General features: G+C 32.4%; 28 protein-coding genes. 8 read left to right on the forward strand and 20 right to left on the reverse strand.

All coding sequences use genetic code 11. From position 1 onward, the window contains the following. The first annotated feature begins 143 nt into the window (after positions 1-143). The 3 genes from JJQ60_RS12605 (at position 144) to JJQ60_RS12615 (ending at position 1,830) form a co-directional block, all read left to right on the forward strand. The gene (locus JJQ60_RS12605) at positions 144-599 is read left to right on the forward strand and encodes a DUF4442 domain-containing protein (RefSeq protein WP_201920388.1); all 456 of its coding nucleotides are present in this window, start codon (positions 144-146) and stop codon (positions 597-599) included. Positions 600-698: 99 nt separating this feature from the next. Next, on the forward strand, positions 699-1,499 hold the full coding sequence (locus tag JJQ60_RS12610) for a TIGR00266 family protein (RefSeq protein ID WP_201920390.1): 801 nt from the start codon (positions 699-701) through the stop codon (positions 1,497-1,499). 133 nt (positions 1,500-1,632) lie between these two features. Beyond that, on the forward strand, positions 1,633-1,830 hold the full coding sequence (locus JJQ60_RS12615) for a hypothetical protein (RefSeq protein ID WP_201920392.1): 198 nt from the start codon (positions 1,633-1,635) through the stop codon (positions 1,828-1,830). Between the two features lie 17 nt (positions 1,831-1,847). On the opposite strand, the gene JJQ60_RS12620 is transcribed toward JJQ60_RS12615, so the two are convergent. The 11 genes from JJQ60_RS12620 to JJQ60_RS12670 all read right to left on the reverse strand — a co-directional run bounded on the left by JJQ60_RS12620 (position 1,848) and on the right by JJQ60_RS12670 (position 12,097). After that, positions 1,848-2,798 (reverse strand): LysR substrate-binding domain-containing protein, encoded by a 951-nt coding sequence (locus tag JJQ60_RS12620; protein ID WP_201920394.1) that lies wholly within the window; start codon positions 2,796-2,798, stop codon positions 1,848-1,850. Between the two features lie 155 nt (positions 2,799-2,953). After that, complete coding sequence (locus JJQ60_RS12625) at positions 2,954-3,376, reverse strand: DUF2141 domain-containing protein (protein ID WP_201920397.1); 423 nt, start codon at positions 3,374-3,376, stop codon at positions 2,954-2,956. Between the two features lie 533 nt (positions 3,377-3,909). Then, a complete protein-coding gene (locus tag JJQ60_RS12630) occupies positions 3,910-4,380 on the reverse strand; it encodes a YHS domain-containing (seleno)protein (protein WP_201920400.1) in 471 nt (156 codons plus the stop codon). Between the two features lie 33 nt (positions 4,381-4,413). Beyond that, a complete protein-coding gene (locus tag JJQ60_RS12635) occupies positions 4,414-4,767 on the reverse strand; it encodes a hypothetical protein (protein WP_201920403.1) in 354 nt (117 codons plus the stop codon). A 79-nt stretch (positions 4,768-4,846) separates the two neighbouring features. Continuing rightward, positions 4,847-5,857, reverse strand: a complete 1,011-nt coding sequence (locus JJQ60_RS12640) for a helix-turn-helix domain-containing protein (protein ID WP_236669111.1) — start codon at positions 5,855-5,857, stop codon at positions 4,847-4,849. A gap of 112 nt (positions 5,858-5,969) precedes the next feature. Continuing rightward, on the reverse strand, positions 5,970-7,304 hold the full coding sequence (locus tag JJQ60_RS12645) for a DUF58 domain-containing protein (protein ID WP_201920410.1): 1,335 nt from the start codon (positions 7,302-7,304) through the stop codon (positions 5,970-5,972). Continuing rightward, entirely contained in the window at positions 7,304-8,296 is a 993-nt protein-coding gene (locus tag JJQ60_RS12650; RefSeq protein WP_201920413.1) for an AAA family ATPase, read from the reverse strand. Before JJQ60_RS12650 ends, JJQ60_RS12645 begins: the two co-directional genes overlap by 1 nt. 3 nt (positions 8,297-8,299) lie before the next feature. Next, positions 8,300-9,493 (reverse strand): DUF4350 domain-containing protein, encoded by a 1,194-nt coding sequence (locus JJQ60_RS12655; protein WP_201920416.1) that lies wholly within the window; start codon positions 9,491-9,493, stop codon positions 8,300-8,302. After that, positions 9,486-10,220, reverse strand: coding sequence for a hypothetical protein (locus JJQ60_RS12660; protein WP_201920419.1), 735 nt, complete (start codon positions 10,218-10,220; stop codon positions 9,486-9,488). Before JJQ60_RS12660 ends, JJQ60_RS12655 begins: the two co-directional genes overlap by 8 nt. Next, a complete protein-coding gene (locus JJQ60_RS12665; RefSeq protein ID WP_201920422.1) occupies positions 10,213-11,148 on the reverse strand; it encodes a hypothetical protein in 936 nt (311 codons plus the stop codon). The genes JJQ60_RS12660 and JJQ60_RS12665 overlap by 8 nt, the downstream gene beginning before the upstream one ends. Continuing rightward, the gene (locus JJQ60_RS12670) at positions 11,114-12,097 is read right to left on the reverse strand and encodes a stage II sporulation protein M (RefSeq protein ID WP_201920425.1); all 984 of its coding nucleotides are present in this window, start codon (positions 12,095-12,097) and stop codon (positions 11,114-11,116) included. The genes JJQ60_RS12665 and JJQ60_RS12670 overlap by 35 nt, the downstream gene beginning before the upstream one ends. A gap of 38 nt (positions 12,098-12,135) precedes the next feature. On the opposite strand from JJQ60_RS12670, the gene JJQ60_RS12675 reads away from it, so the two are divergent. Next, positions 12,136-12,861 (forward strand): RDD family protein, encoded by a 726-nt coding sequence (locus JJQ60_RS12675; RefSeq protein ID WP_201920427.1) that lies wholly within the window; start codon positions 12,136-12,138, stop codon positions 12,859-12,861. A 115-nt stretch (positions 12,862-12,976) separates the two neighbouring features. Here the strand turns inward: JJQ60_RS12675 and JJQ60_RS12680 are convergent, their stop codons facing one another. Continuing rightward, positions 12,977-13,726, reverse strand: a complete 750-nt coding sequence (locus tag JJQ60_RS12680) for a peptidylprolyl isomerase (RefSeq protein ID WP_201920429.1) — start codon at positions 13,724-13,726, stop codon at positions 12,977-12,979. Between JJQ60_RS12680 and JJQ60_RS12685 the strand changes: the two genes are divergently transcribed. The 3 genes from JJQ60_RS12685 (at position 13,720) to JJQ60_RS12695 (ending at position 17,366) form a co-directional block, all read left to right on the forward strand. Further along, positions 13,720-14,364, forward strand: coding sequence for an NUDIX hydrolase (locus tag JJQ60_RS12685; RefSeq protein ID WP_201920432.1), 645 nt, complete (start codon positions 13,720-13,722; stop codon positions 14,362-14,364). The genes JJQ60_RS12680 and JJQ60_RS12685 overlap by 7 nt on opposite strands. Before the next feature lie 158 nt (positions 14,365-14,522). Further along, positions 14,523-15,326, forward strand: a complete 804-nt coding sequence (locus JJQ60_RS12690; protein ID WP_201920436.1) for a lysophospholipid acyltransferase family protein — start codon at positions 14,523-14,525, stop codon at positions 15,324-15,326. A gap of 156 nt (positions 15,327-15,482) precedes the next feature. Beyond that, positions 15,483-17,366 (forward strand): T9SS type B sorting domain-containing protein, encoded by a 1,884-nt coding sequence (locus JJQ60_RS12695; RefSeq protein WP_201920437.1) that lies wholly within the window; start codon positions 15,483-15,485, stop codon positions 17,364-17,366. Between the two features lie 28 nt (positions 17,367-17,394). On the opposite strand, the gene JJQ60_RS12700 is transcribed toward JJQ60_RS12695, so the two are convergent. From JJQ60_RS12700 to JJQ60_RS12735, 8 genes are all read right to left on the reverse strand, one after another. Continuing rightward, positions 17,395-18,150 (reverse strand): LytR/AlgR family response regulator transcription factor, encoded by a 756-nt coding sequence (locus tag JJQ60_RS12700; RefSeq protein ID WP_201920440.1) that lies wholly within the window; start codon positions 18,148-18,150, stop codon positions 17,395-17,397. A gap of 123 nt (positions 18,151-18,273) precedes the next feature. Next, positions 18,274-18,582: a 2TM domain-containing protein gene (locus JJQ60_RS12705; RefSeq protein ID WP_201920443.1), complete on the reverse strand. Its 309-nt coding sequence runs from the start codon at positions 18,580-18,582 to the stop codon at positions 18,274-18,276. A 14-nt stretch (positions 18,583-18,596) separates the two neighbouring features. Further along, positions 18,597-18,953, reverse strand: a complete 357-nt coding sequence (locus tag JJQ60_RS12710) for a 2TM domain-containing protein (RefSeq protein WP_201920446.1) — start codon at positions 18,951-18,953, stop codon at positions 18,597-18,599. Continuing rightward, on the reverse strand, positions 18,946-20,307 hold the full coding sequence (locus tag JJQ60_RS12715) for a 2TM domain-containing protein (RefSeq protein WP_201920449.1): 1,362 nt from the start codon (positions 20,305-20,307) through the stop codon (positions 18,946-18,948). The genes JJQ60_RS12710 and JJQ60_RS12715 overlap by 8 nt, the downstream gene beginning before the upstream one ends. A 31-nt stretch (positions 20,308-20,338) precedes the next feature. After that, complete coding sequence (locus tag JJQ60_RS12720; RefSeq protein WP_201920452.1) at positions 20,339-20,959, reverse strand: hypothetical protein; 621 nt, start codon at positions 20,957-20,959, stop codon at positions 20,339-20,341. Between the two features lie 108 nt (positions 20,960-21,067). After that, entirely contained in the window at positions 21,068-21,487 is a 420-nt protein-coding gene (locus JJQ60_RS12725) for a DUF2141 domain-containing protein (protein WP_201920455.1), read from the reverse strand. Positions 21,488-21,505: 18 nt separating this feature from the next. Beyond that, positions 21,506-23,662 carry a TonB-dependent receptor gene (locus JJQ60_RS12730; protein ID WP_201920458.1) on the reverse strand — a complete coding sequence of 719 codons (2,157 nt, stop codon included), beginning with the start codon at positions 23,660-23,662 and terminating at the stop codon, positions 21,506-21,508. Positions 23,663-24,107: 445 nt separating this feature from the next. After that, positions 24,108-25,403: an NAD(P)/FAD-dependent oxidoreductase gene (locus JJQ60_RS12735; RefSeq protein WP_201920461.1), complete on the reverse strand. Its 1,296-nt coding sequence runs from the start codon at positions 25,401-25,403 to the stop codon at positions 24,108-24,110. Positions 25,404-25,592: 189 nt separating this feature from the next. Between JJQ60_RS12735 and JJQ60_RS12740 the strand changes: the two genes are divergently transcribed. Further along, positions 25,593-26,087, forward strand: coding sequence for an RNA polymerase sigma factor (locus JJQ60_RS12740; RefSeq protein ID WP_201920464.1), 495 nt, complete (start codon positions 25,593-25,595; stop codon positions 26,085-26,087). Position 26,088 lies beyond the last annotated feature (1 nt).

The following is a 26,088-nucleotide window of genomic DNA, read 5'->3' on the forward strand; positions in this document are numbered from 1 at the left end:
ATAATAGTTTCTTATGCAAATATATATCTAAAAGAAGGTATTATGCAAAACATAGTACCATAATTTAACATAAATTTAAGAATTAAAGCGTTTTTTACCGCCAGTTCTTTTACCTATATTGTAGCAGTTAAAACATAAAGATTATGAATATTACTCCCGGAAAACTTAATACATTTTTACTATTGAAATTACCTTCTGCATGGTTATGTGGTGTAAGAGTAAAGAAAATAGATAGAAACAACTGTACTGTTACAGTAAAACATCGATGGATCAATCAAAACCCATTTAATTCAATGTTTTGGGCAGTACAAGGCATGGCTGCAGAATTAACAACTGGGGCTCTTGTAACAGGATATATTAGAAATAGCGGAAAAAAAATATCGATGCTTGTAGCTAATAATAATGCAACCTTCACAAAAAAAGCTACAGGCCGAATTACTTTTGTTTGTAATGATGGGCATTTAGTTGAAGATGCTATTAAAAAGACAATTGAAACTGGCGAAGGACAAACTGTGTGGATGAAATCTGTTGGAACCAATAAAGAAGGAATAGAAGTCTCTTCATTTAATTTTGAATGGACGGTAAAAGTTAAGAGTTGATGCTGTTTATCGTAAAATGTTGAGTATACTGTAACACTTTATGAAAATTGTTTACTGATAAAGAAACAATTCATTAATCACTAAAAATATACATTAATTATGACTGCACACGAAATAGACTATGAGATCATCGGAGAAGAAATGCAATATGTAGAGATAGAACTTGATCCACAAGAAGGAGTAATTGCTGAAGCGGGAAGTTTTATGATGATGGAAGATGGTATCAAGATGGATACTATTTTTGGAGATGGTTCTGCAAAAAACCAGGGAGTAATCGGTAAAATCTTTGGTGCTGGTAAACGTTTGTTAACAGGAGAAAGTTTATTTATGACAGCCTTTTATAATCAGGTTTCTGGTAAAAAGAAAGTGAGTTTTGCCTCACCATATCCCGGAAAGATTATTCCTATAGATTTAACAAGCTATGGAGGTAAGTTTATCTGTCAAAAAGATGCTTTTCTTTGTGCGGCTAAAGGAGTTTCGGTAGGTATAGAGTTTTCAAGAAAATTAGGAAGAGGTTTGTTTGGTGGTGAAGGATTTATCATGCAAAAGTTAGAAGGTGATGGTATGGCTTTTGTACATGCAGGTGGAACAACAGCAAGAAAAGAATTACAACACGGAGAGAAATTAAAGATTGATACGGGTTGTATTATTGGATTTTCTAAGGATGTAAATTATGATATTGAATTTGTTGGAGGTATAAAAAATACCATTTTTGGTGGCGAAGGTTTATTTTTTGCCACTTTAACTGGCCCTGGAGTTGTATATGTGCAATCTTTACCTTTTAGTAGATTAGCTAATCGTGTATTAGCTTTGGCACCAAGAGGAGGAGGTAAAAGTAAGGGCGAAGGCAGTATTCTAGGAGGTATAGGAGACCTTTTGGATGGCGATAACAATTTTTAATGATGTTAAATAAGCGCTAAAACACATGTTTTTTGGTTTTATTTACATATATTAGCGTATAACAATTATAAAAAAGTAAGCCTATTCCTACAATTACTTGTTTAAACCTAACATTTTAAACCCCTATTAATTTATGGCTAGAGCAATGTTTGATTACACAAAGACTGTACTTAGAAAAGTAAGTTTTGATGTTAATCTTTTTACAAAGGAAGTTCTAAAAGCACTAAACAGACTACTTCCGCATGAGATTGAAGAATTAAAAATTTGGATTCAATCTCTGACTGTTAAACAACCAGAATTACAATCTTGTTTAATTTATTTAAAAACATAATAAAAAAAAGCGACTTTTTAGTCGCTTTTTGTTTTTGATAGAGGACTGATAATTTGTACGTTCTGAAAAGCAATAGCTCCTTTTACCACCCCTGCGATTGTATTGTGTAATGCATCTATGATTTGCATTTTTAACTCACTTTTATTAAAGATTAAACTGACCTCTCTAGCGGGAGAAGGATCATTAAAATAATGAAGATTCGCTTTTTCATCATTTTTTATATCTAAAGTGTGTAAATAGGGTAGAAGTGTCATTCCAAGACCTTCATTTGCCAATTTTACCAAAGTTTCAAAACTACCGCTTTCGAGTTGGAAATGATCTTCATCATAACTTTTTTTTGTTTTACATAGATTAATAATGCCATCTCTAAAACAATGTCCGTCTTCTAATAAAAGCATGTCGTCAATATCAAGATCGGCAGTATCAATCTTTTTCTTTTGATTTAATCTATGCGTAGATGGAATATATCCTACAAAGGGTTCGTAATACAAAACACGTTCTTTGATTCCTTCATTCTCTAGAGGAGTGGCAGCAATAGCAGCATCCAAATGACCATCCATAAGACGTTCTACTATGGTTTCTGTATTAAGTTCCTCTATTTTTAATTTAACCTTAGGGTATTTCTTTATAAAATTATTTAAAAACATGGGTAGTAATGTTGGCATTACTGTTGGGATGACTCCTAGTTTAAATTCGCCACCGATAAATCCCTTTTGTTGATCTACAATATCTTGAATACGTTCACTTTCGTTTACAATATTACGAGCTTGTTGTACAAGTTTGTTTCCGACTTCTGTTAGTTCAATGGGTTTTTTACTTCGATCAAAAATTAGAATGTCCAACTCTTCTTCAAGTTTCTGAATTTGCATACTTAACGTAGGTTGGGTTACAAAGGTTTTTTCAGCAGCCTTAGTGAAATTTTTGTGTTCCGCTACAGCGAGTACATATTTTAATTGTGTGATAGTCATTGCCTAAATTTAAGATCACAAAAATAGAAAAGCTATCGATAATATTTATTAATTTTTTATTAAAAATTTATTTTATCTATCGAATTGAGTTTAAAAGAAATAAAGCATACCATAAGTATACTTTATTTCTTTTGATTGATGAATTTGACTAATTTCTACATTCTAATCTCTAGATCTAAATTTTCGGTTCCTACTTCAAACTTAGCATCACCCCACATTGGTGGTCCATAGCTCATTTGATTATTCGATACCCCATAATTTTCTTTGGGCATTCCGTTTTCTTCAAAATCCATTCTTTGATTTCCGTTTTTATCATGAAAACAAGAGATAGCAAATACGCCAGCAGGTACATTTTTAAAGATGATTTTTGCAACTCCATTTTCTATGATACTTTTTTCTCCTTGTATAGGCGCTGCTTTCATAAAAGTATTTTCGTCATATAAACCAAAATGTACTTCACCTTCTGAGCTGGTGACATTAGGAACAGTAACCGTAATGGTTACTCCTTTGGGTTCTTCTTGTGCTTTGATAACAAAGCTAGAAATAAAAAAGACAAGGATTAATGCAAGAGCTTTCATGTATTTAAAGTTTTATAGTTATTGTTTTTTGATGAATCAAATGTCTATAAATCTTTAAAGGCATAGTAAAAGAAACTACCGAGTTGTCATTTTTTAGGGATAGAATGTAGGTTCTTTCTAAAATATACATAGGATAGGGGATTAGATAGGGTTGGTATTACAAATATCAACTCAAAAATGCCTATCATCAATTCAAATCGATCGGCTATATATTATGGATACAAAGTGCAATTTTCTTTATATATATTTATATGAAATGTTTTGCCTCTGTATAAAGAAGGTTTTTTTCGAAGGCTGGAACTGTTTATAATAGTTAAGAGCAAGGGGGAAATTATCATCTTAACTATTAATTCGTGTGTCAGATAGAATACTATGTGACGCACGAATTTTTTGATTAGATACTGATTAAATTGAATTTGTTTGCATCAATATCTAAATTGTTTACTTAGTATAGTAGTAGACGGTTTTGAAATAATTTACGATGAGCAAATAATATACATTATATATGTTTGCTCATCGTATAGAAAAACGTATTAATTATGAGTTTTACTTAACTTTCCCCAATTTTTATTAGCTACAGATACTAGCTTATTATGATTTTTTTCGGCAAGCCAGAGTTGTTGGGCATCTAGTTCCAAATTATAAAGGTATAAGAAGTATTTTCCGTCTTTAACGATAAACTTATTTGGATCCGGTCTGAATTTTGCTCCAGCATATATACCAAAGGCGCAAAAACCTCCATATTGAGGAGTGTACTTATTAGGATTTTTGTCAAATGCAGCTTTTTGTTCTTCAGAAGTAAAATAATAAACCACTTTATTATATGTAGATTTATATTGTTTTAATCCTTTTTGCGCTATTCCTAAGTCTAAATATGACACAGGACTATATCCTTCTAAGGCAATATTGCTATTGTCTATATTGTTAGCCATGTTGTCCTGGGCAACTATAGAGGTTCCCATTAAAATGGCAAGGGCTATGATGATTGATTTTATTGTTTTCATTTTTAAGGTAATTAAAGGTTAAACGATTTTTGATTATTGTGCATTGAAATATTCTTCCTGGACTACTTTTCCTTCATCATTCCATACTCTTCTTATGATTTCATGCCAATAGATTTTACTATTGTCTTTCATATCAAAATCAAATGTGAATTCTGAAGCAGATACGTTACCATCAACAATAGAATGATGATGTTTTATTCCATTTACCTTAGCAATTGCTCCGGCAAAATTTTCCATCTTTTCTACCATTTGTGATTTGTTACCAGTGGCAGTGCTGCCATAATCTGAAGTTGTAGCATTTTCTGCAAAAAATTGTTTTACAGCATCTACAATGGCGCCTTGACTAACAATGGCATCCATTTTTTTTACTTGTTCTTTAATATTCATCTTTTTGTTTTTTTAGTGAATTAATAATTACACTGCAAAGATGAGTGACAAACAAGAAAATAAGCGTACCAAAAAGGCGCTAAAGATTGTACTTTTTATTTTTGAAGTCAGAAGGGGATACTCCCACATAATGTTTGAAAAATCTTGAAAAGTGATTGGGTTCTTCAAAATTTAACCTTTGAGAAATCACATTAACAGGTTCTCCCTCTAGAAGCATTGTTTTGGCTGTGTGTATTAGTTCCATACGGATTAATTGTCCTAAAGAAGTATTCATTTTATGTTTTACCTTCTTAGAGAGTGTTTTAACCGATACATGCATTTTATCAGCATAAAAACCTAGAGATCTTTCATGCTCGTGATGTGTTTTGAGTAGTTCTATAATATTTTGAGTGAATGCATCTCGGTTTTCGTAATCAAAGTTTTTTCTAAAATCTTTAGGAGTTTGCCCTACATTATTTTTAAATACTCGATTAAAATATGCAGGATCTTTATATCCCAGATCAAATGAGATTTCCTGGATACTCTTATCGGTAAAAGCAATTTCTCTTTGACTTTCAGTAAGCCGCTTATTACCCATTAGATCTTTTATAGAAAGGCCAATCTTATTTCTAATAAGGGTCTGAGCGTTATATCCTTTTGAATTTATAAATGAAACTAATTCTTGGTTACTAAGGTGATTACTAAACTCTTTATCGATTACATCTTTAATGTCAAATATAATTTGATACTCATCTTTACTGGCATGAAACGGGTTTTGCCAAAACCACTGTTTAGAAGAAATGTCAAGAATTGTACTGGTGTGATCAGAAAATACTGTTTTGGATAGATATTGTTGACAATCATCGCACTCCATTAGATTAATGTATCCTAGAGAAATTAGATGCTTAAACAAAACTCTAATTTCAGAATTTTGAAATTTTTCCTGACTGGGAAACTCTATTTTTCTGATTACGAAGTTTTCAGACTGAAACTTGATGTATTGGCCTTTTTCGAGATAAATAACTTTATCTTTCCAATCATAATAGTTTTTAAAATCGACTTCTATGCCTCCCTTACCAGATAGTATATGAATAAGAGTGTATGTCTCCATAAAATACACCTTATTGATCTCGGGAAATATTTTGGTTACCATAGAATAAATGAAGAGCCTTTTTTGATTACATACAAAATTACCGGATTCAATACGAATTCAAAAGTATAATTTATAAAAGTCCTCGGGATTTAATCTCTAAATATTTATTAATAGTGTTAACAGTAAGGTCCTCTGGCGCTGTAAGGATTGAATGGATACCATGTTTGCTCAGTTCATTAACAATCATCTTTTTTTCATACACAAACTTTTCGGCTATGGTTTTTTCAAAAATTTGTTTGGTTGAAGCTGCAGGTAAGTCTAGTAGTGATTTTAATTCTGTATTTTCAAAGAAAATAACAACTAATAAATGCGTTTTGGCAATAGCCTGCAAATAGGGGAGTTGCCTGTGCAAGCCATCTAGAGTTTCGAAATTTGTATACAGCAAAAGTAGGCTGCGATGTGTGATATTGCGTTTTATATCTATATATAATCTGGCAAAATCTGATTCGGAAAAATCAGTATTAATATTATAGAGAGTTTCAAGAATTAGATTCATTTGGCTTTTTCTTCGCTGAGCAACAATAGTATTTTCTACTTTGCGAGAGAATGTAAACATGCCTGCTTTATCTTGTTTTTTTATAGCAATATTAGAAATCACAAGAGTAGCATTAATAGCATAATCTAACAAGCTTAGCTCGTTAAAAGGCATTTTCATAACACGACCTGTGTCAATAACAGAATAGATAGGTTGCGATTTTTCATCCTGATATTGATTTACCATGAGCTGGTTTTTCTTGGCAGTAGCTTTCCAATTAATGTTTCGTATATCATCACCAGAAACATATTCTTTAATTTGTTCAAATTCTAAAGTATGACCAATCCTTCTTATTTTTTTTAACCCGTATTGTTTTAGTTTGTTTGTAAATGCTATAAAATCATATTTTTTTAGTTGTAAAAATGAAGGATAACTTGGCACCATGGCATTTGTAGAAAATTGCCTCTTTTTGGCCACAAGCCCTAAAGGTGATGAGGTAAAAATATTAAGGTTGCCAAAATGATATTCTCCTCTTTCAGTTGGTCTTAGATTGTAGGTGAATTTTTTTTCTTCAGAAGGTTTCAATTTAGATTCAATAGTAAAGTTTCGATGTTGAAACTGCACAGGCATCTCATCAATAATTTTAATCGTACTCGTAAATTGATACCGATTAATTATTGTAATTTCAATATTGTTTTGATCTCCGTTGGATAATTTTTCAGGTAACAAGCGATGAGCTTGAGTACCTATTTTATTTCTGTATAATAATAGGACATCAAAAACGAGTGTAACCAAAACTATAAAAAATAGAAGCTTCGCTATGCTGAAAAGATTTTCAAAAAAATAGGAAACAATAAAGAGCACCGCTATCGAAAAGAATAGGGTGAAAAACAATTGCTTTAGGTATAAACTCTTTAAAAAAGCTTTCACTATCTAGGGATTTCTATAGTTTCAATAATTTGTAATACTACTTTTTCGGCAGTAAAGCCTTCCATTTCTCTTTCTGGAGTCAAAATAATTCTGTGTCTTAATACAGGAACTGCAACCTTTTTTATGTCATCTGGAGTCACAAAATCACGACCATTAATCGCTGCCATCGCTTTTGAGGCATTCATAATTGCTATTGATGCTCTTGGTGAGGCACCTAAATACAGATTACCATTGTTACGCGTATTATTTACAATAGATGCAATGTATTTTAAAAGGTTATTCTCTATAATAATTCCTTTAATGACTTCTTGATATTCTGAAATCTGCTCTGCGTTAAGAACGGGCTCTACGATATCAGTAGCGATGGTACTTTTTCTTTGGTGATGACCTTCGAGAATGGTTACCTCTTCTTCAACAGTTGGATACCCTACATTAATTTTGAACAAAAAACGATCTAATTGTGCTTCTGGTAAAGCATAAGTTCCTTCTTGTTCTATGGGATTTTGTGTAGCAAATACCAAAAGTGGGCTCTGCATTTTATTTTCAATACCGTCTATCGTAATTTGTCGCTCTGCCATTACTTCAAACAAAGCCGCTTGGGTTTTGGCAGGAGCACGATTAATCTCGTCAATTAGGATGATATTAGAAAATATTGGTCCCTTTTTAAATTCAAATTCTGAAGTTTTTACATTAAAAATTGAAGTTCCGAGGATATCACTAGGCATCAAATCGGGAGTAAATTGAATACGACTAAAATCTACTTTCATTGTCTTTGCCAGAAGCTTTGCGGTTACCGTTTTTGCAACTCCTGGTACTCCCTCAATAAGTGAATGCCCGTTAGCTAGGATAGATATGATCAATAAATCGATCATTTCATTTTGACCAATAATTACTTTACCCAGTTCTTCTTTAATTTTTTGAACGGCTTCTTGTAGATCTTTAAGGTCTATTCTATTACTAAACTCTAATGGTTTTTCGTTAGTCTCTTCCATAATTTATAGTGTAAATTCTTCTACTTTTTTATGTAATGCGATCAAATCTGCCTCACTATGTATAGCTTTCCCTCTTAAGTTATTGATAAGATCAATAAGTTCTTTGGTTTGCCCTACAGAATGGTTTGTTTTTACAGCAAGTCGGTTTATAAAATCTGCATTTAAGGTATTTGTATTTATATAATATGTACTTCTTATTTTTTCTAGAAAGTACGTGATTTTTTTAGAAATGATATCGCTATAATCTTTGTGTTGAAAGTATAGATTTCCAATAGTTTTGGTAAATTCTATCGACGTATTTTCTAAAGGTTTAACAATTGGGATTATACGTTGTTCTCTTTTCCCGGTAAAGATCACAAAAATCAATAAACCAATTAGCAAGAGATAATAAGCCCACCTTAGAGGAGTTTGGTTAAGTACAAATCGCATAGGCGAGTTTATGATCTTACGACCATCTTTTAGGTAATCATCCCAGTATAAGGTATCAAAATCATTTAGAAACGATAAACATGTAGCCGCATATTTATGATTTCCGTTAAGCATATAATAATTAGAAAAAGCTTCGGGTAATGTATTAAAGTATATGGCCCCTTTACCTGCTTTTACTTTTATAAAATTCACTTGGCTCAATTTTTCCTGAACTTCGTCGTCCTTATAATATCCAAGTGCTGTCGTTTTTGTGGTATCAAAACTTTTAAAAACGGTTTTATAGATGTTTTTTTTGAACTTGGGCACAATTTCTTCCTTTATAAAAGAAGAAAAAAATGTTGGTGTAATTTCTTTTTCAGTAAGTTGATACTCCATTTCTGTTTCAATATTCAGGGAGTCTTTGATAATTTGGCCAAAATCTCCTGCAGAGATGAATACAGAGTTTCCTTGTTCTACATAGGTTATCAGTTTTTCATATGATCTTTTATCAAAGTCAATTGAAGAATTAATAAATACATATGTAGAACTGGATTTGTATTCTAATTCGTCTAAAAAATCATATGGGTTTTTTGATATTACATTAATTTCTTTTTGACTATCGAGTTCTTTTAGTTCTTCAAAAAGAATATACGAGCCAAAGGGTATTTTATCTGTAGAGGTATAGCTCGATTTCCAGTTGATAGGTGTAGGTCTTACAAGCTCAATTATTATAATGGCCAATAGGGCCACACCAAATAGAATCAATATGTTTCTTGATTTTTTATCCAAAACTTTTCATTTTATCATTCAACTTGTCAAAAGACTCTTTTGCATTTAAATACCCGTTTTTATCAAGTTCAAATTTACCATACCATATATAGTCATATAAGTAAGAAACCCTATTAAAATTTTGCTTAATAGTAATATCAGCAATTTCGCGATAATAATCTGTATTGGTTTTTTCGAAGTGGTAATCGATTATTTTCTTTAATGATAAATCTTGTAAAGCTTTTAGGTACATATATCGTATAGCAAGACGATAATTTTTTTCTTTCAAGGCACCTGCAATTAATGCATCAAGATCAATTTTTTCTATGTGTTCTTCAGTAATGTTTATTGGCGCGACAAGTTTGTTCTTTTTCCTAAAAAAAGACACAGCATCTTTTCCCACAAGGACTCGTGTTACTATATAGATAGCAATACCAATAAATAAGATATAGATTATATTTTCTAATAATTTAGCGAGTTGAGGATTAATTGTTATCCCAAAAATACTTTGAAGTCCATTAAAAAACCAGTTCAACGCTCGACCCAGAAAATTCTCAGCTTCGCCTTCGACGGTATTGTAATCAAAGTCATCTCCTGTATATTTTTCAGATAAATCGTCAGAAAAATCAATAACGGATATCTTACTACTGTCAATTGCTATTTGGAGAGTGTCCTGTTGGGCCCATATTGGCGAAAATAATTGAGCAACTAAAAAAAGTAATATGATATGATATATTTTCTTACTCACTTGCACCAATTTGATCAATCTTTTCTCTAGTATTTACATTGTATTTCTGTTCATGTAATGAGAAATATAAAATTCCATTAACAAATTGAGATAATGATTGTGAGTATGCCATAATAATTAAAAAGATGCATAATGAAATGGTGTATATGATTTTAGCTACTGCAGAATTAGCAATATCGGCACCTGTATCAACCATATGGTATGTGTATACCCCAACAATTACTGAAGGAATTACCAGTACTAATAAGAGCAATAATCCAATAAGGAGGCCTAAAATAAAATTTGCTCCCACACATTTCCAGAAATTACTTTTTACTAAATCCCAACCTTCACCAAGAGCATCAATAGGACTTTTTCCTTCATATAACATCACCATAAATGAAACCCCTAACCAGGAGGTTACCCAAAACTGAATCACATATTGAACAAGAGTTCCAAGAATAGGAATAAAAGCTAGAATCACTGAAGTAATTAAAAATCCGGTATATATAACCAATAGTAACAAAATGAAGATAAAGATTCTACCAAAATTCTCTTTTACAAAACTCCAGACGTCACGCCTGTCTTCTATGATCTTTTTTTGCTTTTCATAGGTGATCATATAACCAGAAGCTAAGCTATAGTTTAGTGCAGCAATAATCATAAATACAATAAAAAAGAGAAAAAAACCGATCCCTATAAACATAAAAGAATCTTCTCTGGTAGTAGTATCTCCAAATAATCCAGTATTGGTATTGCTATCATATAAACCTACAAATCCTGTGACTAGTAGATAACTTACTCCTAGCAAGAGAAGAATAAAAATACCATTATAGCTTATAAAAGTGTTGGTGAAACTTTTTAAATTTTGTTTAAAAAAGTCAAAATAGGTAGATATTATTTCTCCAAGCTCTCTAGTCTGTTTTAACTCTATGTAATTGTTTTTCATATGTTTTTTTTAAAAGATTGGGGTATATGATATAATAAAATATGATTAATGCTAATGAACCAAAAATAATAAACATAGCTAACCAGACTGGCATATTAGAGTATCGTGTAATAAAGCCTTCAATAAATCCGGCAATAATAAAAAATGGTATCGTACTTACGACTATTTTTAAACCATCTTTGGCTCCTTTCATAAAAGATACTCTTCTTGAGTAGGTTTTTGGAAATAATATACTGTTTCCCATAACGATACCTGCACAACCGGCAATTATGATTACTGATATTTCTATGGTTCCGTGCAGCCATATCGCTTTTGAGGCTTCAAATAAGACTCCTTTCGTATAAAAAAATGTGATGAAAGCGCCAAGCATAATACCATTGCTAAATAATATATAGGCAGTTCCAACAGAGGTGATTACGCCAAAAGCATAGGCCAAAAAGGCAACTCGTATATTGTTTATTGTTATTCCTAAAAACGAACCGACCATGCTTCCGCTTTTATATATTGCAGTTGGATCTCCTTTTTCAATATTGTTCAATGTTTCATTAACATAGGCATCTCCCAAGATTAATCTTAAAAATGAAGAATCATTTAGCGCAGAAATAATACCAATACAACATGCAGTTGCGAATATTAAAAAAGTATAGAGCAATGTTTTTTGATGCTGAGAGAAGAATAATGGAAATTCTGTTTTCCAAAATTCAACAATTCTATTTTTACTTTCTTTTTTGTTAATATATATTTTTTGATGTGCTTGTGAAGCCAGAGAATTAAGATAAAGCAGTGTTTTACTATTTGGATAATAGGTTTGCGCATAAGACAAATCATTAGTCAAATGTATATAATAGTCAGCAAGTTGATCTGGACTGATCTTTAAATTTTCATGTATTGCCTTTTCAAAAGCGATCCATTTTTCTTTATTTTGCTTCACAAAAGCTGCTTCCCGCATCTATCAATTTTTTGTTAAAGATAATCACTTACATATAAATGTCAAATATAGCAATCAATACCACACAAAATGTAAACCTAGACTATAAAACAGTTAGCATAGGAGAACGAATGCTCGCTTTTTTAATAGATATGGTTATATTTTGGCTTTACCTTTTTATTGTAAATTTTATTACAGCCATAGTAGGAACGGCTTTTAAAGATAATTGGACCGTATTTGGTATACAATCTCTTTTATTGTTACCCATTATGTTTTATTCGCTGTATATGCATATTATTTTTAATGGAAGAACCGTGGGGAAGATGCTTATGAAAATAAAAGTTGTGCGTATTGATGGGTTACCAGCACATTGGAGTAATTATTTAGTGCGATGGATGCTTAGATTAGTAGATATATGGATCTTTTTTGCCTCTGTGGGAGTGTTAACTATTTTGTTTTCAAACAAACGTCAACGACTTGGTGATGCTGCGGCCGGTACTATTGTGATTAATACAAAGCAGAAAGTAAAAATTTCTCATACGATTCTCGAAGACATTAAAGACGATTATCAGCCCAAGTTTTTAAATGTAACCAAACTAACAGATAAGGATGTTCGTTTGATAAAAGAAACCTATCGCATAGCCGTCAGATCTAATGACTATAAAACATTGACAGCATTACGCATCAAGGTAGAAGAGGTTTTGGAAGTAAAATCTGAGCTGTATGACCGACAGTTTTTAGATACGATTCTAAAGGATTATAACTACTATACACAACAGCTGTAATTTTGAGTATTTGTGTGTGGGATCCTGTTATAATTTTGGTGCTTTTTTATAGGAGATTTAAAAAAAAGAAAACGGTTCGATACTTATACATCTATTTCAATACAGTATTTATTTGCTATTTAATCACTTCAGCTTTAATAAAAATGTTTTGTTTTGGCCATTCACTTCCATCAACTGGAACATTAGATATTTTGTCGGCCACCTTCATTCCTTTTACTACTTTTCCAAATATGGTATGTTCCCCATCAAGATGATGTGCTCCTTTTTTGGCAATTACAATAAAAAACTCATAGGGTGTTGACCGATTAGAAGGGTTGTCTACCCATTGTTTTGATAAAGCAACTGCACCTCTAACATGTTTTAATCTTTTTATAGGTTCTTGAGGGATTGTATATTCGCCAATTTCAAAACGTCTAACGGCCATCTGTTGACGATCGCTATTTCCTCCCTGAATCACAAATCCTTTAGCAACACGATAGAAAAAAGTTTCATCAAAATATTTTTGTTTTACCAAATAGATAAAATTTGCCCTATGAATAGGAGTCTCGTTATAAAGTTTAATATCAATGTCTCCATATTTCGTTTTTATTCTAACCAAGGTTTCTGGGTTTTCTTTTCCATAATTAGTCATAAACTCTCTAAGATTCTTATTGGTTAGCCTAAAAGGTTCTTCATCAATTTCTTTTTCTTTAGAGGCAATAATATCTAGAGAATCTTTTTTGTGCTTATCTGTTTTAGAAATCGTGTCAATTTTTACATCAGAGGTTGTTGTATTCGGTTTATTTTTTTTAGAATGTGTATCTTCACAATTACAGAAAAAAAGAATACAAGTGCAAAAAGTTAAAATTGATTTGGTAAATGACATTTGAAACATTTAAAAATTTAATTCCAAAAATAAAGAAAATGTCAGTACCGGGAGAATCTTCACACTTTATTATGGCTCCCGAAATACGAGCAAAAGAGTTAAATAGAATAAAAATAGAAGATAGAAACCCTAGAAATGCTGCTGTAATGATGCTTTTTTATCCCAAAGAAGCCAGAACTTATATTGCACTGATTTTGCGTCCGGAATACGAGGGAGTACACTCGGGTCAAATAGCTTTGCCCGGAGGTAAAGTTGAAATGCAAGATTTGAACTATACACATACAGCACTACGAGAAACACAAGAAGAAATAGGTGTAGAGATTGATACTGTTGAAGTGATAAAAACCTTGACTAAAGTATATATTCCCCCTTCAAATTTTTGGGTACATCCTTTTTTAGGTTTCACTGACAAAAAACCTGATTTTATATTACAAAAAGAAGAAGTTGCTAAAGTTATTGAGGTTGCATTAGATGATTTACTTGATGATGAAAATTTATCTTCACAAAAATTATCTACATCTTATGCAAAAAATATTGAGGTACCCTCCTTTAAACTAAACGGTTATGTGGTTTGGGGAGCAACAGCGATGATGCTTAGCGAACTCAAAATGTTTATAAAAATTTTTAAAGAGGGATGATTTTGTATATTTGGAACTTGTCTTTTCGAAATTTTCACAAGAATTTATCGAATAACATATCGGTTTTTTAATCTTTTGTTAGTAATTTTCATTGAAAATCAAATGATTATGAGTATTATAAACCGAAGCTAAATAACTTATTAAATTAGAATGTATTTATGGGATTGTTTAAAAGAAATCCTTTTGGGCATATATTATTTTTAAAAAAATGGCTCATTCGTATTATGGGGGCTATGACTCACAGACGCTATCGAGGTTTTAATGAACTGAAGATAGAGGGCAGTGAGATTTTTAAAAACCTTCCTGATCATGGCGTTTTATTTGTTTCGAACCATCAAACCTATTTTGCAGATGTAGTAGCAATGTTTCATGTTTTTAATGCCAGTTTAAGTGGTCGTACAGATTCTATCAAAAATGTAGGATACTTGTGGCAGCCAAAGTTGAATCTCTATTATGTAGCAGCAAAAGAGACGATGCAGGCAGGGCTTTTAGCCAGGATTTTAGCATATGCCGGGGCTATAACTGTAGAACGTACATGGAGAGAAAAAGGAAAGGAAATTAATCGCCAGGTTAAAATGAGCGATATTACTAATATTTCAAGAGCTTTAGAAGATGGTTGGGTAATAACTTTTCCGCAAGGAACAACAAAACCTTTTAAACCTATCAGAAAAGGAACTGCACATATTATAAGACAATATAAGCCTATTGTAATTCCTATTGTGATTGATGGATTTAGAAGATCTTTTGATAAAAAAGGAGTAGTCATTAAAAAGAAAGGGATTCTACAATCTATGGTTATCAAACCTCCTTTGGATGTCGATTATGAAAATGATTCTATTGACGATATCGTAGAAAAATTAGAGTATGCTATAGAGCAACACCCATCTTTTCTTAAAGTTATTCCACAAGAGGAACTGGAAGCCGAAGAGGAATTAAATAAAAAGAGACAGTGGGAGTATTAAAGAAATAACACCTTACTAGAAAAAATATCGTACTCGAAAAACAGAAACACTAGTGTTTCTGTTTTTTTATTCTTACTGGCCTAAATGCTAATATGTAGTGCTTTCAAAATCAAAATAGATTATTAAATATTTGTTAAATTATACTATATTCGAGGCATGAAAAAGGCCCCATTAATACAACCTCTTATATTTTTTCTTACACTAACCTGTACTTTTTTTACTACACAAGCGCAACTAGGGTTTTGTGGTGGTAACTCAGGTGATCCTATTTTTAATGAAACTTTTGGAACAGGAGTCATAAATGGACCTCAGTTGCCAGTAGGAGTTACTACCTATACCTACATAGATGGAACACCTGATGATGGCGAATATACGATTTCGAGCTTTACAGGGTATTTTGATTGGCATGATACACTTGATCATACACCAGGAGATACCGATGGGAAAAGTTTGATTTTTAATGCAGATGTTACGGCGGGAGAGTTTTTTAGAAGAACAGTAACAGGGCTTTGCGAAAATACATCCTACGAGTTTTCTGCATGGTTAATGAATTTATTACCTAGTGCAAATGGTTGTGCTGGAGGAGAAATACCAATCAATGTTAGATTTCAAATTTGGGATAACACAGATACTAATTTATTAGCCTCGGGAGATACTGGTGACATAACAAGTACGGCATCTCCGGTTTGGGAACAATATGGATTAGTATTTCAAACAGTACCAGGTCAAACTTCTGTGATTTTAAAAATGATCAATAATGGTAATGGTGGCTGTGGTAATGATTTGGCAATTGATGATATTGTTTTTAGAACTTGTGGAGATTTTATTACTGTAACCGACAATTTGAACAATGCAAACGCAGCTATTTGTCAGGACGATACTCCTTTTTCAACACAGTTAATGGCCAATCCAGACTTTTCGATATATGCTACTCATGCATATCAATGGCAGCAAAGTACAGATGGACTTAACTGGTTTGATATTCCTGGAGAAACAACTTCGTTGTATTTAACTCCACCAATTACAAGTTCAATCTCTTACAGAGTAAAAGTGGCCGAAGATCCGATTAATCTTGCTAATCCTTTATGTAATTCTTTATCTGAAGTATTTGATGTGTCGATCATACCAGAACCAACTGTTCCTGTTAGTAATGGAGATGTTTTTGTTTGCGAAAATGAAGCCTTAATCTTATCAGTGAATGTTCCAAATGATGTAACTGTAAACTGGTTCGATAGTGCCATAGGCGGAAATTTATTATTAGGCGGTGATACTAACTATCAAGCAAATGTAGCTGGTGTATATTATGCTGAAGCCATATCTACTCTTGCTAATTGTATTTCTGACACAAGAGTTCCGGTAACGGGAGGTTTTTATGATTTGCCAGTGGTCTTTGATGAAGAATTATCTTTCTGTGAAGGTGAAAATATTATTTTAGATGCCAACATAACTAATGTGACTTATCTTTGGAATACAGGAGATACTGGTTCTCAAATTGTGGTAAGTACTCCAGGGACATACACAGTAGAGGTAACTAATACAAATGGGTGTTCTAGTATTAAAACTATAACCCTTGCCCAAAATAATATACCGATTATAGAAAACATTACCTCTAACGGAGATTCAATTATTGTAACCACTTCTAATTCGGGAGCATTTGATTATTCTATAGACGGGGTGTCTTTTCAGAATTCTAATGTGTTTACAAATGTAGAAGGTGGTTTATATACGATTTCTGTAAGAGGCGAAAATGGTTGCGGTTTAGACACTCAAGATTATATATTATTAGTATATCCAGAGTATTTTACACCTAACAGCGATGGTTTTCACGATTTATGGGAGATAGAGGGTATAGAAAACTATCCAGATGCCTTACTTAGCATTTACGATAGGTTTGGAAAATTATTGAAACAGATACCACCCAACGGTCTGGGATGGAATGGAATATACCGTGGTCAATTATTACCGTCTTCTGAGTATTGGTTTAATTTAGACTTAAGAAATGGCAAGAGTGTACAAGGGCATTTTTCTTTGATTAGGTGATGAATTTAAAATATCGTCTATTTCGCTATTACTCTAACCAAGCTTTAAAATCCTTTACGCGTTCTCGTGCTACAATAACTTCTTGTTCATTAAAATGATGAAGTTTGATCTGTAGTCTTGAATTCGTATAAGATATAATATCGTTAATAGCATTGATGTTGACATAGAATTTTCTGCTTATGCGAAAGAATTGTTGCGGATTTAATTCGTTTTCTAATGCTTCGAGTGTAGTGTCTATCAAATAGTTTCGGTTGTCGGTAGTGTGTAAATATGTTCCCTTGTTTTCCGAGTAAAAACATTCGATTTCTTCAACTGGAAATATCTTGAGATGTTGACCTACTCTTGCTGTAAAACGTTTTTTATATACCCGATCCATAGGGTTGACCAATAGTTTTTTAATATCATCAAAATCTATTTGTAATTGCTGTTTCTGAGGTTGTTGCTCTTTGTATTTATTGATTGCAATTTCAAGCTCATCGTCATCAATAGGCTTGAGTAGATAATCTATACTATTTAGTTTAAATGCTTTCAGGGCATATTCGTCATAAGCTGTTGTAAAAATGATCGAACTTTTTATCGTAATGGTATCAAAAATCTCAAAAGATAAGCCGTCACTTAGTTGAATATCCAGAAAAATTAAATCTGGGTGATCATTGGTGCTAAACCAGTCTATCGATTCTTGTACAGAATGTAACATGGTATGTACTTGTATATCCAGGTCTGCTAACATTCTACTTAGGCGTCTGGCTGCGGGTTTTTCGTCTTCGATGATAATGATGTTCATTTGACAATGATTTAATGATAAAATGATTTAGTGATTGAATAAATTTGAATTGTTATGTAAATGAAATGTTTTTTCTTGCTTTTGATAATACTTTTAAAATTTCATTAGATCATTTTATGGTATCTACTCCCATAATTGTTTTTCACTATCTTGTTCTTCTTCCATATACTTTCTGATTTTACGTTCTTCCCAATCTTTATCAAACATTGGGTTAACTCTATAGGCTTTAATGGCATGAAAAACTATACCAATTCCCCAACCAAAAGCAGCCCATAAGAACCAAGCATAATGCCATTCATTTTGGTAATAATTCAACCCAGCTAAAAACCCAATAACCACAAGGTAGGATAAAAGATTATTATAAAATTTCTTCAGTTCTTCTACGCGTTCTTTCGCACGTTCGTATCTTTTTTGTTCTTCAAAATTTCTCATAGTCGTTTATATTGTTAAAAATCGTCTTTATCGATTAGTTCTTTAATTTTATTTTCTTCCCATTCTTTGCTAAAAACCGAATGTTTAAATCTCTTAAGGAGATGGAAATCCTTTTTGAAAACACAGAGCCCATGAATTAATAATCCAATTCCCCATAACACCGGCGTGAGTAACAAATTCCAATTAAGCCATTGCGTAAAATCGTGATTGGGATTGATCTTATCGATATTGAGATAAACTAGTCTGTGTATTATTACAATCGCCATATTTATGACGATGTATACGGTAAGATGGCCATAGAATCCTTTTTCTTTTTCTACTCGCTTTTTTGCTTTGTAATAGCGTTCTTGTTTTGAAGTATCGTTAGTCATAATTTTTGTTTTTTGATTCGGTCATGTATTTTTTAATCTTTCTTTTTTCCCAGTCTTTCCCTAAAAGTGGGTGGTGATCAAAGGCTTCCATGTAGTGAAAGATTATACCAATTCCCCAACCTCCCATGGCAAATAAAAACCAAGGAAACCCAAATCCATTCGTTTGATAATTTACAAAGGCCAAAAATGGAATAACAATACAGTATGCAGTAAGATTGCTATAAAAATCTTTCATCTTTTTTACTTGCTCTTTAGCACGTTCGTACTTTATACTTTTTTCTTGTTCAATAGTATCTACGGTTTGAGGACTTTCAATATCAGCAAACTTTATTTTTCTTGTTAGTATAGGAAGTTCTGCAATAAAAGCATCATTGGTTTTATAGACCGAAAATTTTCTTTTTGTCAATAATGCATATCGCTGCTGTACGTTTCCTAATCCAACACCACTACTTTGTTTTATTACTTCTTTGGGTTGAAGATTGTTTTCTACAATTAAGAAGTTATCTTTTTCATATATTTTAATGTGTAATGGTTTTGTAGACATTACTACATTATGTTTTATTGTGTTTTCTAATAATATTTGTAATGAAAGCGGTACTACTTTAGCTTCAGGATTTATGGCCTTTTCTGGCATTTCAAATACAATACTATCTTCAAAACGCAACTGTAACAGAGTCATGTATGTTTTAGCAAATGTCAATTCTTCATCTATAGTAACCAACTCTTTATCTTTTTGCTCTAATACGTATCTATATACTTTGGATAATGAAGTAGTAAACTTCTGAGCCATCTTTGGGTTTTCATCAATAAGAGATGTTAACACATTAAGACTGTTAAACAAAAAATGCGGATCGAGTTGATTTTTTAAAGCTGCAAACTTGGCTGAAGCCGTACCTGCAATAATTTTTTGCTCTGTTATTTTTCGCTTTTGTAATTCTTTAAAGAAAAAGAATGCATGAAAAAAGAGTGTAACAATAAGGGTAATAACAAACCCGCTTAGATAATAACTTAGTTTTTCATCTTGTATAAATTGTTCTAAAGGTTTTCCGTGATACCCAACAACAAGTGTTAAGCGTACGATGACGATCGTAATCATGGTTACGATGATTGCACCAATGGCTCCAAACCATAATCTTTTCTGAGGTTGCTTTTCCCAGGTATAAAATTTACCGATAAAATCAGCATAATATGCATTGACCAGTGTAAGCGGAAATGCAAACATAAATTGTATGATGGTACTTTCCAGGACGCTTTTAAAAGTCAAGGGACCTCCAATACCAAAGATGATAATAACTAATTCAATACATATCGCGATGATGATGCTTATTTTCAATATTTTTATTAGATCGAACATGTATTTTTGTCGTTTTTATAGATACAGCGTATTACTTACAGCTTTGTTGAACCCTTTTTACTTGATCCTTTCCCCATTGAGGATAAAAAGGGGTGTCATGTGTTTCTTTTTCAAAGTACAAGATAGCTTTTTCTATTTCAGGACAAAAAGCTTTTGGGTCTTTACCCCAGAATTTTGCACTTCCCATTTTCCACTCGGCGTGGTATAAAGTTGCCCTTGGGTTTTTGGGTTCAATGCTTTTTGCTTTTTGATAAAGTTCTTCAACTTTTGCCGAAAGCGTAGGGCCATATACCGAAGGGTTATATGCCACATAAGCTGTATTAAGCATTGCTTCCATAATTAGGATCTCGGCATTGTCTTTAGAAAATGTTTTGGCTTCATTAAGAAAATCCTGCGCCTTTTTTAATCTGGATTCGATTTCTTCTGCATCTTTTGTTCCAAAAGTTGTTATGATATGTACCTGTGCAGCATAATAATATGGAAGCCAATTTTCTTTTTCTGCTTTAGCAATACGTTCAAAAAAATTAATGGCCTCATCTTGTTTTTTATTTTTCCAAAGTTCAAAGGCTTTGGTCATTCCTTTTTCATATGCGGCTTGCCCGTTGATTGTGGTTGCCGTAAAAAAAACGAGTAGTATTACGATTGTTTTCATAGTTGCTGTGTTTTTTAGTTTACGAGGTAAATATCGATAGGATGTACATCTTATTACAATATTTGTTACTGAGTTGTAATTTTTTGTAGATGAAATGTAGTTTCTTTTTTAAAGCGTAATATGTTGGGTTTCTTTAGTATCAGAAACTTTGAATTTAGCATCTTCCCATTTTGGAGGTCCAAACTTTCCTTTTGCGTTGTTACTAGTGCCGTAAGGTTCGGTTGGGATTTTAAAAAATGTGTTTAATTTTTGATTATCATCCTCATCATGATATAAAGAGATTGCATATTCTCCTTCTTCAAGATTTTCAAAAGTTACTTTGATTCCTTCTTTTTTAGCTTTTTCACTAATAGATTTAATAGGGTTTCTCAAGAAAGTTTCTTCACTCTTATATAAACCAATTTTTATGGTTCCTTGATCTGATTTTATATTATCAATAATTACATCAATAGATAAATCAGAGGTTTGCGAAAATACTTGCGTCGAGGATAAGAGTAATAGAGTTAATGTAAAAAATAGAGGTTTCATGATTTTTAATTTTTAGGATTATAAATTGTCTAATTGATTATCGGTTTTATTGTCACTAATAGTCCAAAAGAACCCAAGAATAAAAAACTGATCAGCGTTTGGACGTATCGCTCGTCTTGAAAAGTTTCCATTGGCATCAGGAGTGTTTGAATATTGATAATTAAATACGTTGTTAAAATCTAATGCATTTGATACAGAGAAATACAAGATTTTTTGTTGACTAATCAAATATGCCCAACTAAAATTGATAGCGTTAAATGTTCTTGTTTTTTGATTTTGAAAAATGCTTTCATTTGGATCATTATAGGGCCTTCCGGAGGTAAAGTTATAGGTAGTGCTGATCAAAGATTTCCAATCCTGAATCCAATACTTTGTAACCAGAGAAAGATTATGTTTGGCTGCAAAATTTGGGGTAGCTCTGTTGGGATAATTTCTATAGTTTCTTTCTGTATCCAGATATGAATAGCTAACCCAATAGTCAAGATTTTTGATAGACTTATTATCTCGCCAAAATACGTCTAAACCAGCGGCATACCCATCTCCATTATTATTGAAGTTACTATCAAATTCGGGGATCTCGGTATCAAATTTCACTAAACTTTCGTATGATTTGTAATACCCTTCAGCTCTAAAAGTTCTACCATTATTTTGATATAAATAATTCAGGATATAATGAGATGCTTTTTGAGGTTCAAGGGTTGAATTATATTTTAAAACTTCTGGTTGAGGCACTTGATAAAAATCACCATAAGCAAGGGATATCTGAGACTTTGATGAGGTTTTGTATGCTAATGATGTTCTGGGTGAAACCTTGGTATATTTTAATAATGTATTATGTACACCTCTAACACCTATTTGTAATGCCAGTTTTTTGCTAAAAAAGATATTAGCTTCAGTAAATACGGCAGTACTATGATTATCATACGTTGTATTAAAAGTATCAATGTCTGGAATTTCTGCTTTTTCTGAAAAGGTATTTAAGAACTGCTCTGCACCAAAACTAAGTTTAAATTGATTGCTAAATCGTTTTCTAAGTTTCACCTTAAGATGAGCACTATTTTCGGTATCATCAATATTGGCTCCATCAATTTTGATATCATTTATATCATTGGCAAAGCTTGCTCCGGTTGTAATATCCCAATCATTTTTTAGGTCGCTTTTGTACGAAGCATTTAGGTATAAATTTCTATTTTTTAACCCAAAGTTGATACCTTCCGGGCGATTAATATCCTCTTGTATAAGTTCAAAATCAGCATAATTTAATCCCCCGTAAATTTTTAAAAGGCCATCATTACTAAATTTGTGACGATACACAGTTTCTCCGGATAATGATTCGTAAGGGCTTATCCAATTTAAGCGCTGCTCTACAATACCTTGATAAGGTTTTAGATTTATATAAAAGGCATTTACACTTAATGAATTGTTGCCCCATTTTTGTGTGTTTCCACCTCCTAATCCAACATTGATAAACTGAAGGTCGGTTTTTTCTTGATCGGGCTCATCAATGGTATTCAGTTGTAATACACTTGATAATGCATCTCCAAATTCAGCAGAATACCCACCGGTCGAAAAGTTTGTTCCTTTAAACAGGAATGGTGAGAATCGACCTCGAGTAGGAATATTATTGGTTGTTGCTAAAAAAGGTTGGAATACACGCAAACCATCAATATAAATGTTGGTTTCGTTAGCATCACCACCGCGCACAAACAGGCGACCATCTTCGGCTGCATTGGAAGTGCCAGGTAATGTTTGTAATGCAGCAATATAATCTCCAGCTGATCCAGCTGTGGTAACAATATCTAAAGGTGTTAGAACTGAAGCTTTACTATTATCTCCGGCAGAAAACGAACCCGCATTTAAAACGACACTTCCTAAAGAATTTACATCTTCCTTTAATTCAATATTTAGGTTTTTCATTTCTGAAACATCTAATTGTAATGTATAGGTTTCAAAAGAGAGGAAAGAAACGATGAAAGTTTGTTGACCAGTTTCTGTGGTTGTAAAAGAAAATGCTCCTTTGTCATCAGAAGAACTTCCATCATAAGTCCCATCAAGGTATACATTTGCGCCAATAATCGGAATACCTTTTTTGTCTGTTACTTTTCCAGAAACATTAGTTTGACCCGAAGCGTAATAAAAGAAGATGAGAAGTAGTATGGTTAGCTTTAATTTCATTTTGTAAAGTTTTTCTGAATTGATTGATAGGTCAAAAGTGATTCTTCTTTAAAAAATCTGGAATAAAGTTTTACCGAACTGTAGAAAATCAATGATAAATTGATGATAGGGGAGATGAATGTCAATAAAGTCTGCTTACATATATCAATTAAAACAATGAATTGGGTTGTAATTTATGTAGCATTTGAGTCTAAAAGATTAAAATTTGAGTAAAAAAGACTCAAGTTTGAGTAAAAAACACTGGATTTTGAATGTAAAAGACTCGAGTATCAATAAAAAATACTCGAGTTTGAGTATAAAAGGTTGGTTGTTGAGCAAAAAACACTGAAGCTTCAGTATAAAATACTCAAGATTGACTAAAAATCACTCATTATTCGTCTGGATTAATTGATAAAAGTACGCTCAACTAGCAAAAAGATGAATGTGTAGAGAATTAAAATATCAATTACACCCTTTCTGTAGAACCATTATCATTTTTAAAAGGTCTAACAATCAATCTGGCAGCTTTATCATAGTTTATATAATTGTAAGTCCAATTAAAAAACGTAACAAATCGATTTCTAAAACCTACCAAAAACCATAAATGAATAAACATCCAGATAAACCATGCGAAGAAACCACCAAACTTAAACTTTCCGATATCAACAACGGCTTTATTTCTTCCAATAGTTGCCATAGAGCCTTTGTCGAAGTATTTAAACGGAGTCATGGTTTTACCTTTTAAATGACGTTTTAAATTTTTGGCAAGATGTTCTCCTTGTTGTATTGCTGGTTGCGCAACCATGGGATGTCCTCTGGGGTACTCTTTGGTTTCCATCACAGAGATATCGCCAATAGCAAAAACATTGGTGTATCCTTCAATTTGATTGCACTGATTTACTTTATAACGGTTAGCTCTAGGGATTAAAGATTCTGATTTTATTCCAGAGACTGGTGCTCCGGTAACTCCGGCAGACCAAATAAATGTAGCGGATCTTATTGATAAATCAGTATTGGTAGTTACAAGATCATTCTCGTAATTTTTTACTTGAGTATTGAGATGAATATGCACTCCTAGGTTTTCTAAGAATTTCGTAGCTTTTTTTGAAGCATGTTCACTCATAGGAGGAAGGATACGAGGAGCGCCTTCAATTAAATGAATTTCCATTTCACTAAAATCCATGTCTGGATAGTCTTTAGGTAAAACATTTAATTTGAGTTCGGCAATACCTCCTGCTAATTCAACTCCCGTTGGACCAGCCCCTGCAAGCACAAAACTTAGTAATTCTTTTCGTTTTTCGGGGTCAGTTGTAATTACAGCTTGTTCAAGGTTTTCTAACATTAAACTACGTAGATTTAATGCTTGCGGAAGATTCTTCATTCGCATTGCATTATTTTCTATAGTAGTATTACCAAAGAAATTGGTTCTTGCTCCAGTAGCTATTACAAGATAGTCATAAGAAATACTACCAATATTGGTATGAATTTTTTGAGTATCTGGATCTATAGACGCTACTTCGGCCATTCTAAAAAAAGTATTTTTTCCTCTTTTTACAATTTTACGCAACGGGTACGCAATAGAATCAGGCTCTAAAGAAGAGGTAGATACTTGATAAAGAAGAGGTTGGAATGTGTGATAATTATGTCTATCTATTAATACCAGTTGAACTGGTTCTTTTATCATTTTTCGGGCTAATGCAACTCCCGCAAAACCACCGCCAATAATTACTAATCTCGGTAGATTAGAGAAAGGTATATTCATAATCTATGTGTTGTTTTACAAAGGTAAACTGATAAAATTATTTACCCTACAGATTCTGGATTTTTATACCTAAAATTGTACTAAAGTAATAGGGATATTATTTTTTTGTAATTGATTATAATGTCAAATTTTAAAATAGAGTGTAACAGAATTGTTTTTTTAGCTACATATATAATGTAACCGTCTACAGTGAATAAAGAATTAGAACATAGTTTTGTAACCAATCTTGAGCAGAATCAAAATATTGTGCACAAAGTTTGTAGGATATATACAAGTGATCCCGACTCACATAATGATTTGTTTCAGGAAATTACAATCCAACTTTGGAAAGCATATCCTAAGTTTAGAGGAGATGCTAAGTTTAGTACATGGATGTATAGGGTAGCATTAAATACTGCTATTACATTGTATAGAAGGTCAAAAAGAAGTATTAAGACCGCTGATATAGATGCCTTAAATTTTAAAATAAAGGCCGAAGAATATGATGATGAGGTTGAGCAACAGCTAAAACTTATGTATGCCGCTGTAAAACAATTAAACGATATCGAGAAGGCTCTTGTTTTTTTATATCTGGAAGATAAATCTTATAAAGATATTGCAGAAACAATGGGTATTAGCGAGGTAAATGCCAGGGTAAAAATGAATAGAGTGAAAACAAAGTTGAAAAAAATATTAAATCCTTAAC

The organism is Aquimarina mytili (assembly GCF_016735115.1).
Taxonomy (GTDB): Bacteria; Bacteroidota; Bacteroidia; order Flavobacteriales; family Flavobacteriaceae; genus Aquimarina; species Aquimarina mytili.

Excerpts from the sequence above, each read along its gene's own strand:
- JJQ60_RS12685 (WP_201920432.1), top strand. The coding sequence starts at position 13,720 with ATGACATTTGAAACATTTAAAAATTTAATTCCAAAAATAAAGAAAATG.
- JJQ60_RS12605 (WP_201920388.1), top strand. The coding sequence starts at position 144 with ATGAATATTACTCCCGGAAAACTTAATACATTTTTACTATTGAAATTA.
- JJQ60_RS12705 (WP_201920443.1), bottom strand. The coding sequence starts at position 18,582 with ATGAGAAATTTTGAAGAACAAAAAAGATACGAACGTGCGAAAGAACGC.
- JJQ60_RS12615 (WP_201920392.1), top strand. The coding sequence starts at position 1,633 with ATGGCTAGAGCAATGTTTGATTACACAAAGACTGTACTTAGAAAAGTA.
- JJQ60_RS12630 (WP_201920400.1), bottom strand. The coding sequence starts at position 4,380 with ATGAAAACAATAAAATCAATCATCATAGCCCTTGCCATTTTAATGGGA.
- JJQ60_RS12720 (WP_201920452.1), bottom strand. The coding sequence starts at position 20,959 with ATGAAAACAATCGTAATACTACTCGTTTTTTTTACGGCAACCACAATC.
- JJQ60_RS12620 (WP_201920394.1), bottom strand. The coding sequence starts at position 2,798 with ATGACTATCACACAATTAAAATATGTACTCGCTGTAGCGGAACACAAA.
- JJQ60_RS12725 (WP_201920455.1), bottom strand. The coding sequence starts at position 21,487 with ATGAAACCTCTATTTTTTACATTAACTCTATTACTCTTATCCTCGACG.
- JJQ60_RS12700 (WP_201920440.1), bottom strand. The coding sequence starts at position 18,150 with ATGAACATCATTATCATCGAAGACGAAAAACCCGCAGCCAGACGCCTA.
- JJQ60_RS12690 (WP_201920436.1), top strand. The coding sequence starts at position 14,523 with ATGGGATTGTTTAAAAGAAATCCTTTTGGGCATATATTATTTTTAAAA.
- JJQ60_RS12675 (WP_201920427.1), top strand. The coding sequence starts at position 12,136 with ATGTCAAATATAGCAATCAATACCACACAAAATGTAAACCTAGACTAT.
- JJQ60_RS12665 (WP_201920422.1), bottom strand. The coding sequence starts at position 11,148 with ATGAAAAACAATTACATAGAGTTAAAACAGACTAGAGAGCTTGGAGAA.
- JJQ60_RS12650 (WP_201920413.1), bottom strand. The coding sequence starts at position 8,296 with ATGGAAGAGACTAACGAAAAACCATTAGAGTTTAGTAATAGAATAGAC.
- JJQ60_RS12680 (WP_201920429.1), bottom strand. The coding sequence starts at position 13,726 with ATGTCATTTACCAAATCAATTTTAACTTTTTGCACTTGTATTCTTTTT.
- JJQ60_RS12670 (WP_201920425.1), bottom strand. The coding sequence starts at position 12,097 with ATGCGGGAAGCAGCTTTTGTGAAGCAAAATAAAGAAAAATGGATCGCT.
- JJQ60_RS12695 (WP_201920437.1), top strand. The coding sequence starts at position 15,483 with ATGAAAAAGGCCCCATTAATACAACCTCTTATATTTTTTCTTACACTA.
- JJQ60_RS12730 (WP_201920458.1), bottom strand. The coding sequence starts at position 23,662 with ATGAAATTAAAGCTAACCATACTACTTCTCATCTTCTTTTATTACGCT.
- JJQ60_RS12610 (WP_201920390.1), top strand. The coding sequence starts at position 699 with ATGACTGCACACGAAATAGACTATGAGATCATCGGAGAAGAAATGCAA.
- JJQ60_RS12710 (WP_201920446.1), bottom strand. The coding sequence starts at position 18,953 with ATGACTAACGATACTTCAAAACAAGAACGCTATTACAAAGCAAAAAAG.
- JJQ60_RS12625 (WP_201920397.1), bottom strand. The coding sequence starts at position 3,376 with ATGAAAGCTCTTGCATTAATCCTTGTCTTTTTTATTTCTAGCTTTGTT.
- JJQ60_RS12735 (WP_201920461.1), bottom strand. The coding sequence starts at position 25,403 with ATGAATATACCTTTCTCTAATCTACCGAGATTAGTAATTATTGGCGGT.
- JJQ60_RS12635 (WP_201920403.1), bottom strand. The coding sequence starts at position 4,767 with ATGAATATTAAAGAACAAGTAAAAAAAATGGATGCCATTGTTAGTCAA.
- JJQ60_RS12640 (WP_236669111.1), bottom strand. The coding sequence starts at position 5,857 with ATGGAGACATACACTCTTATTCATATACTATCTGGTAAGGGAGGCATA.
- JJQ60_RS12715 (WP_201920449.1), bottom strand. The coding sequence starts at position 20,307 with ATGTTCGATCTAATAAAAATATTGAAAATAAGCATCATCATCGCGATA.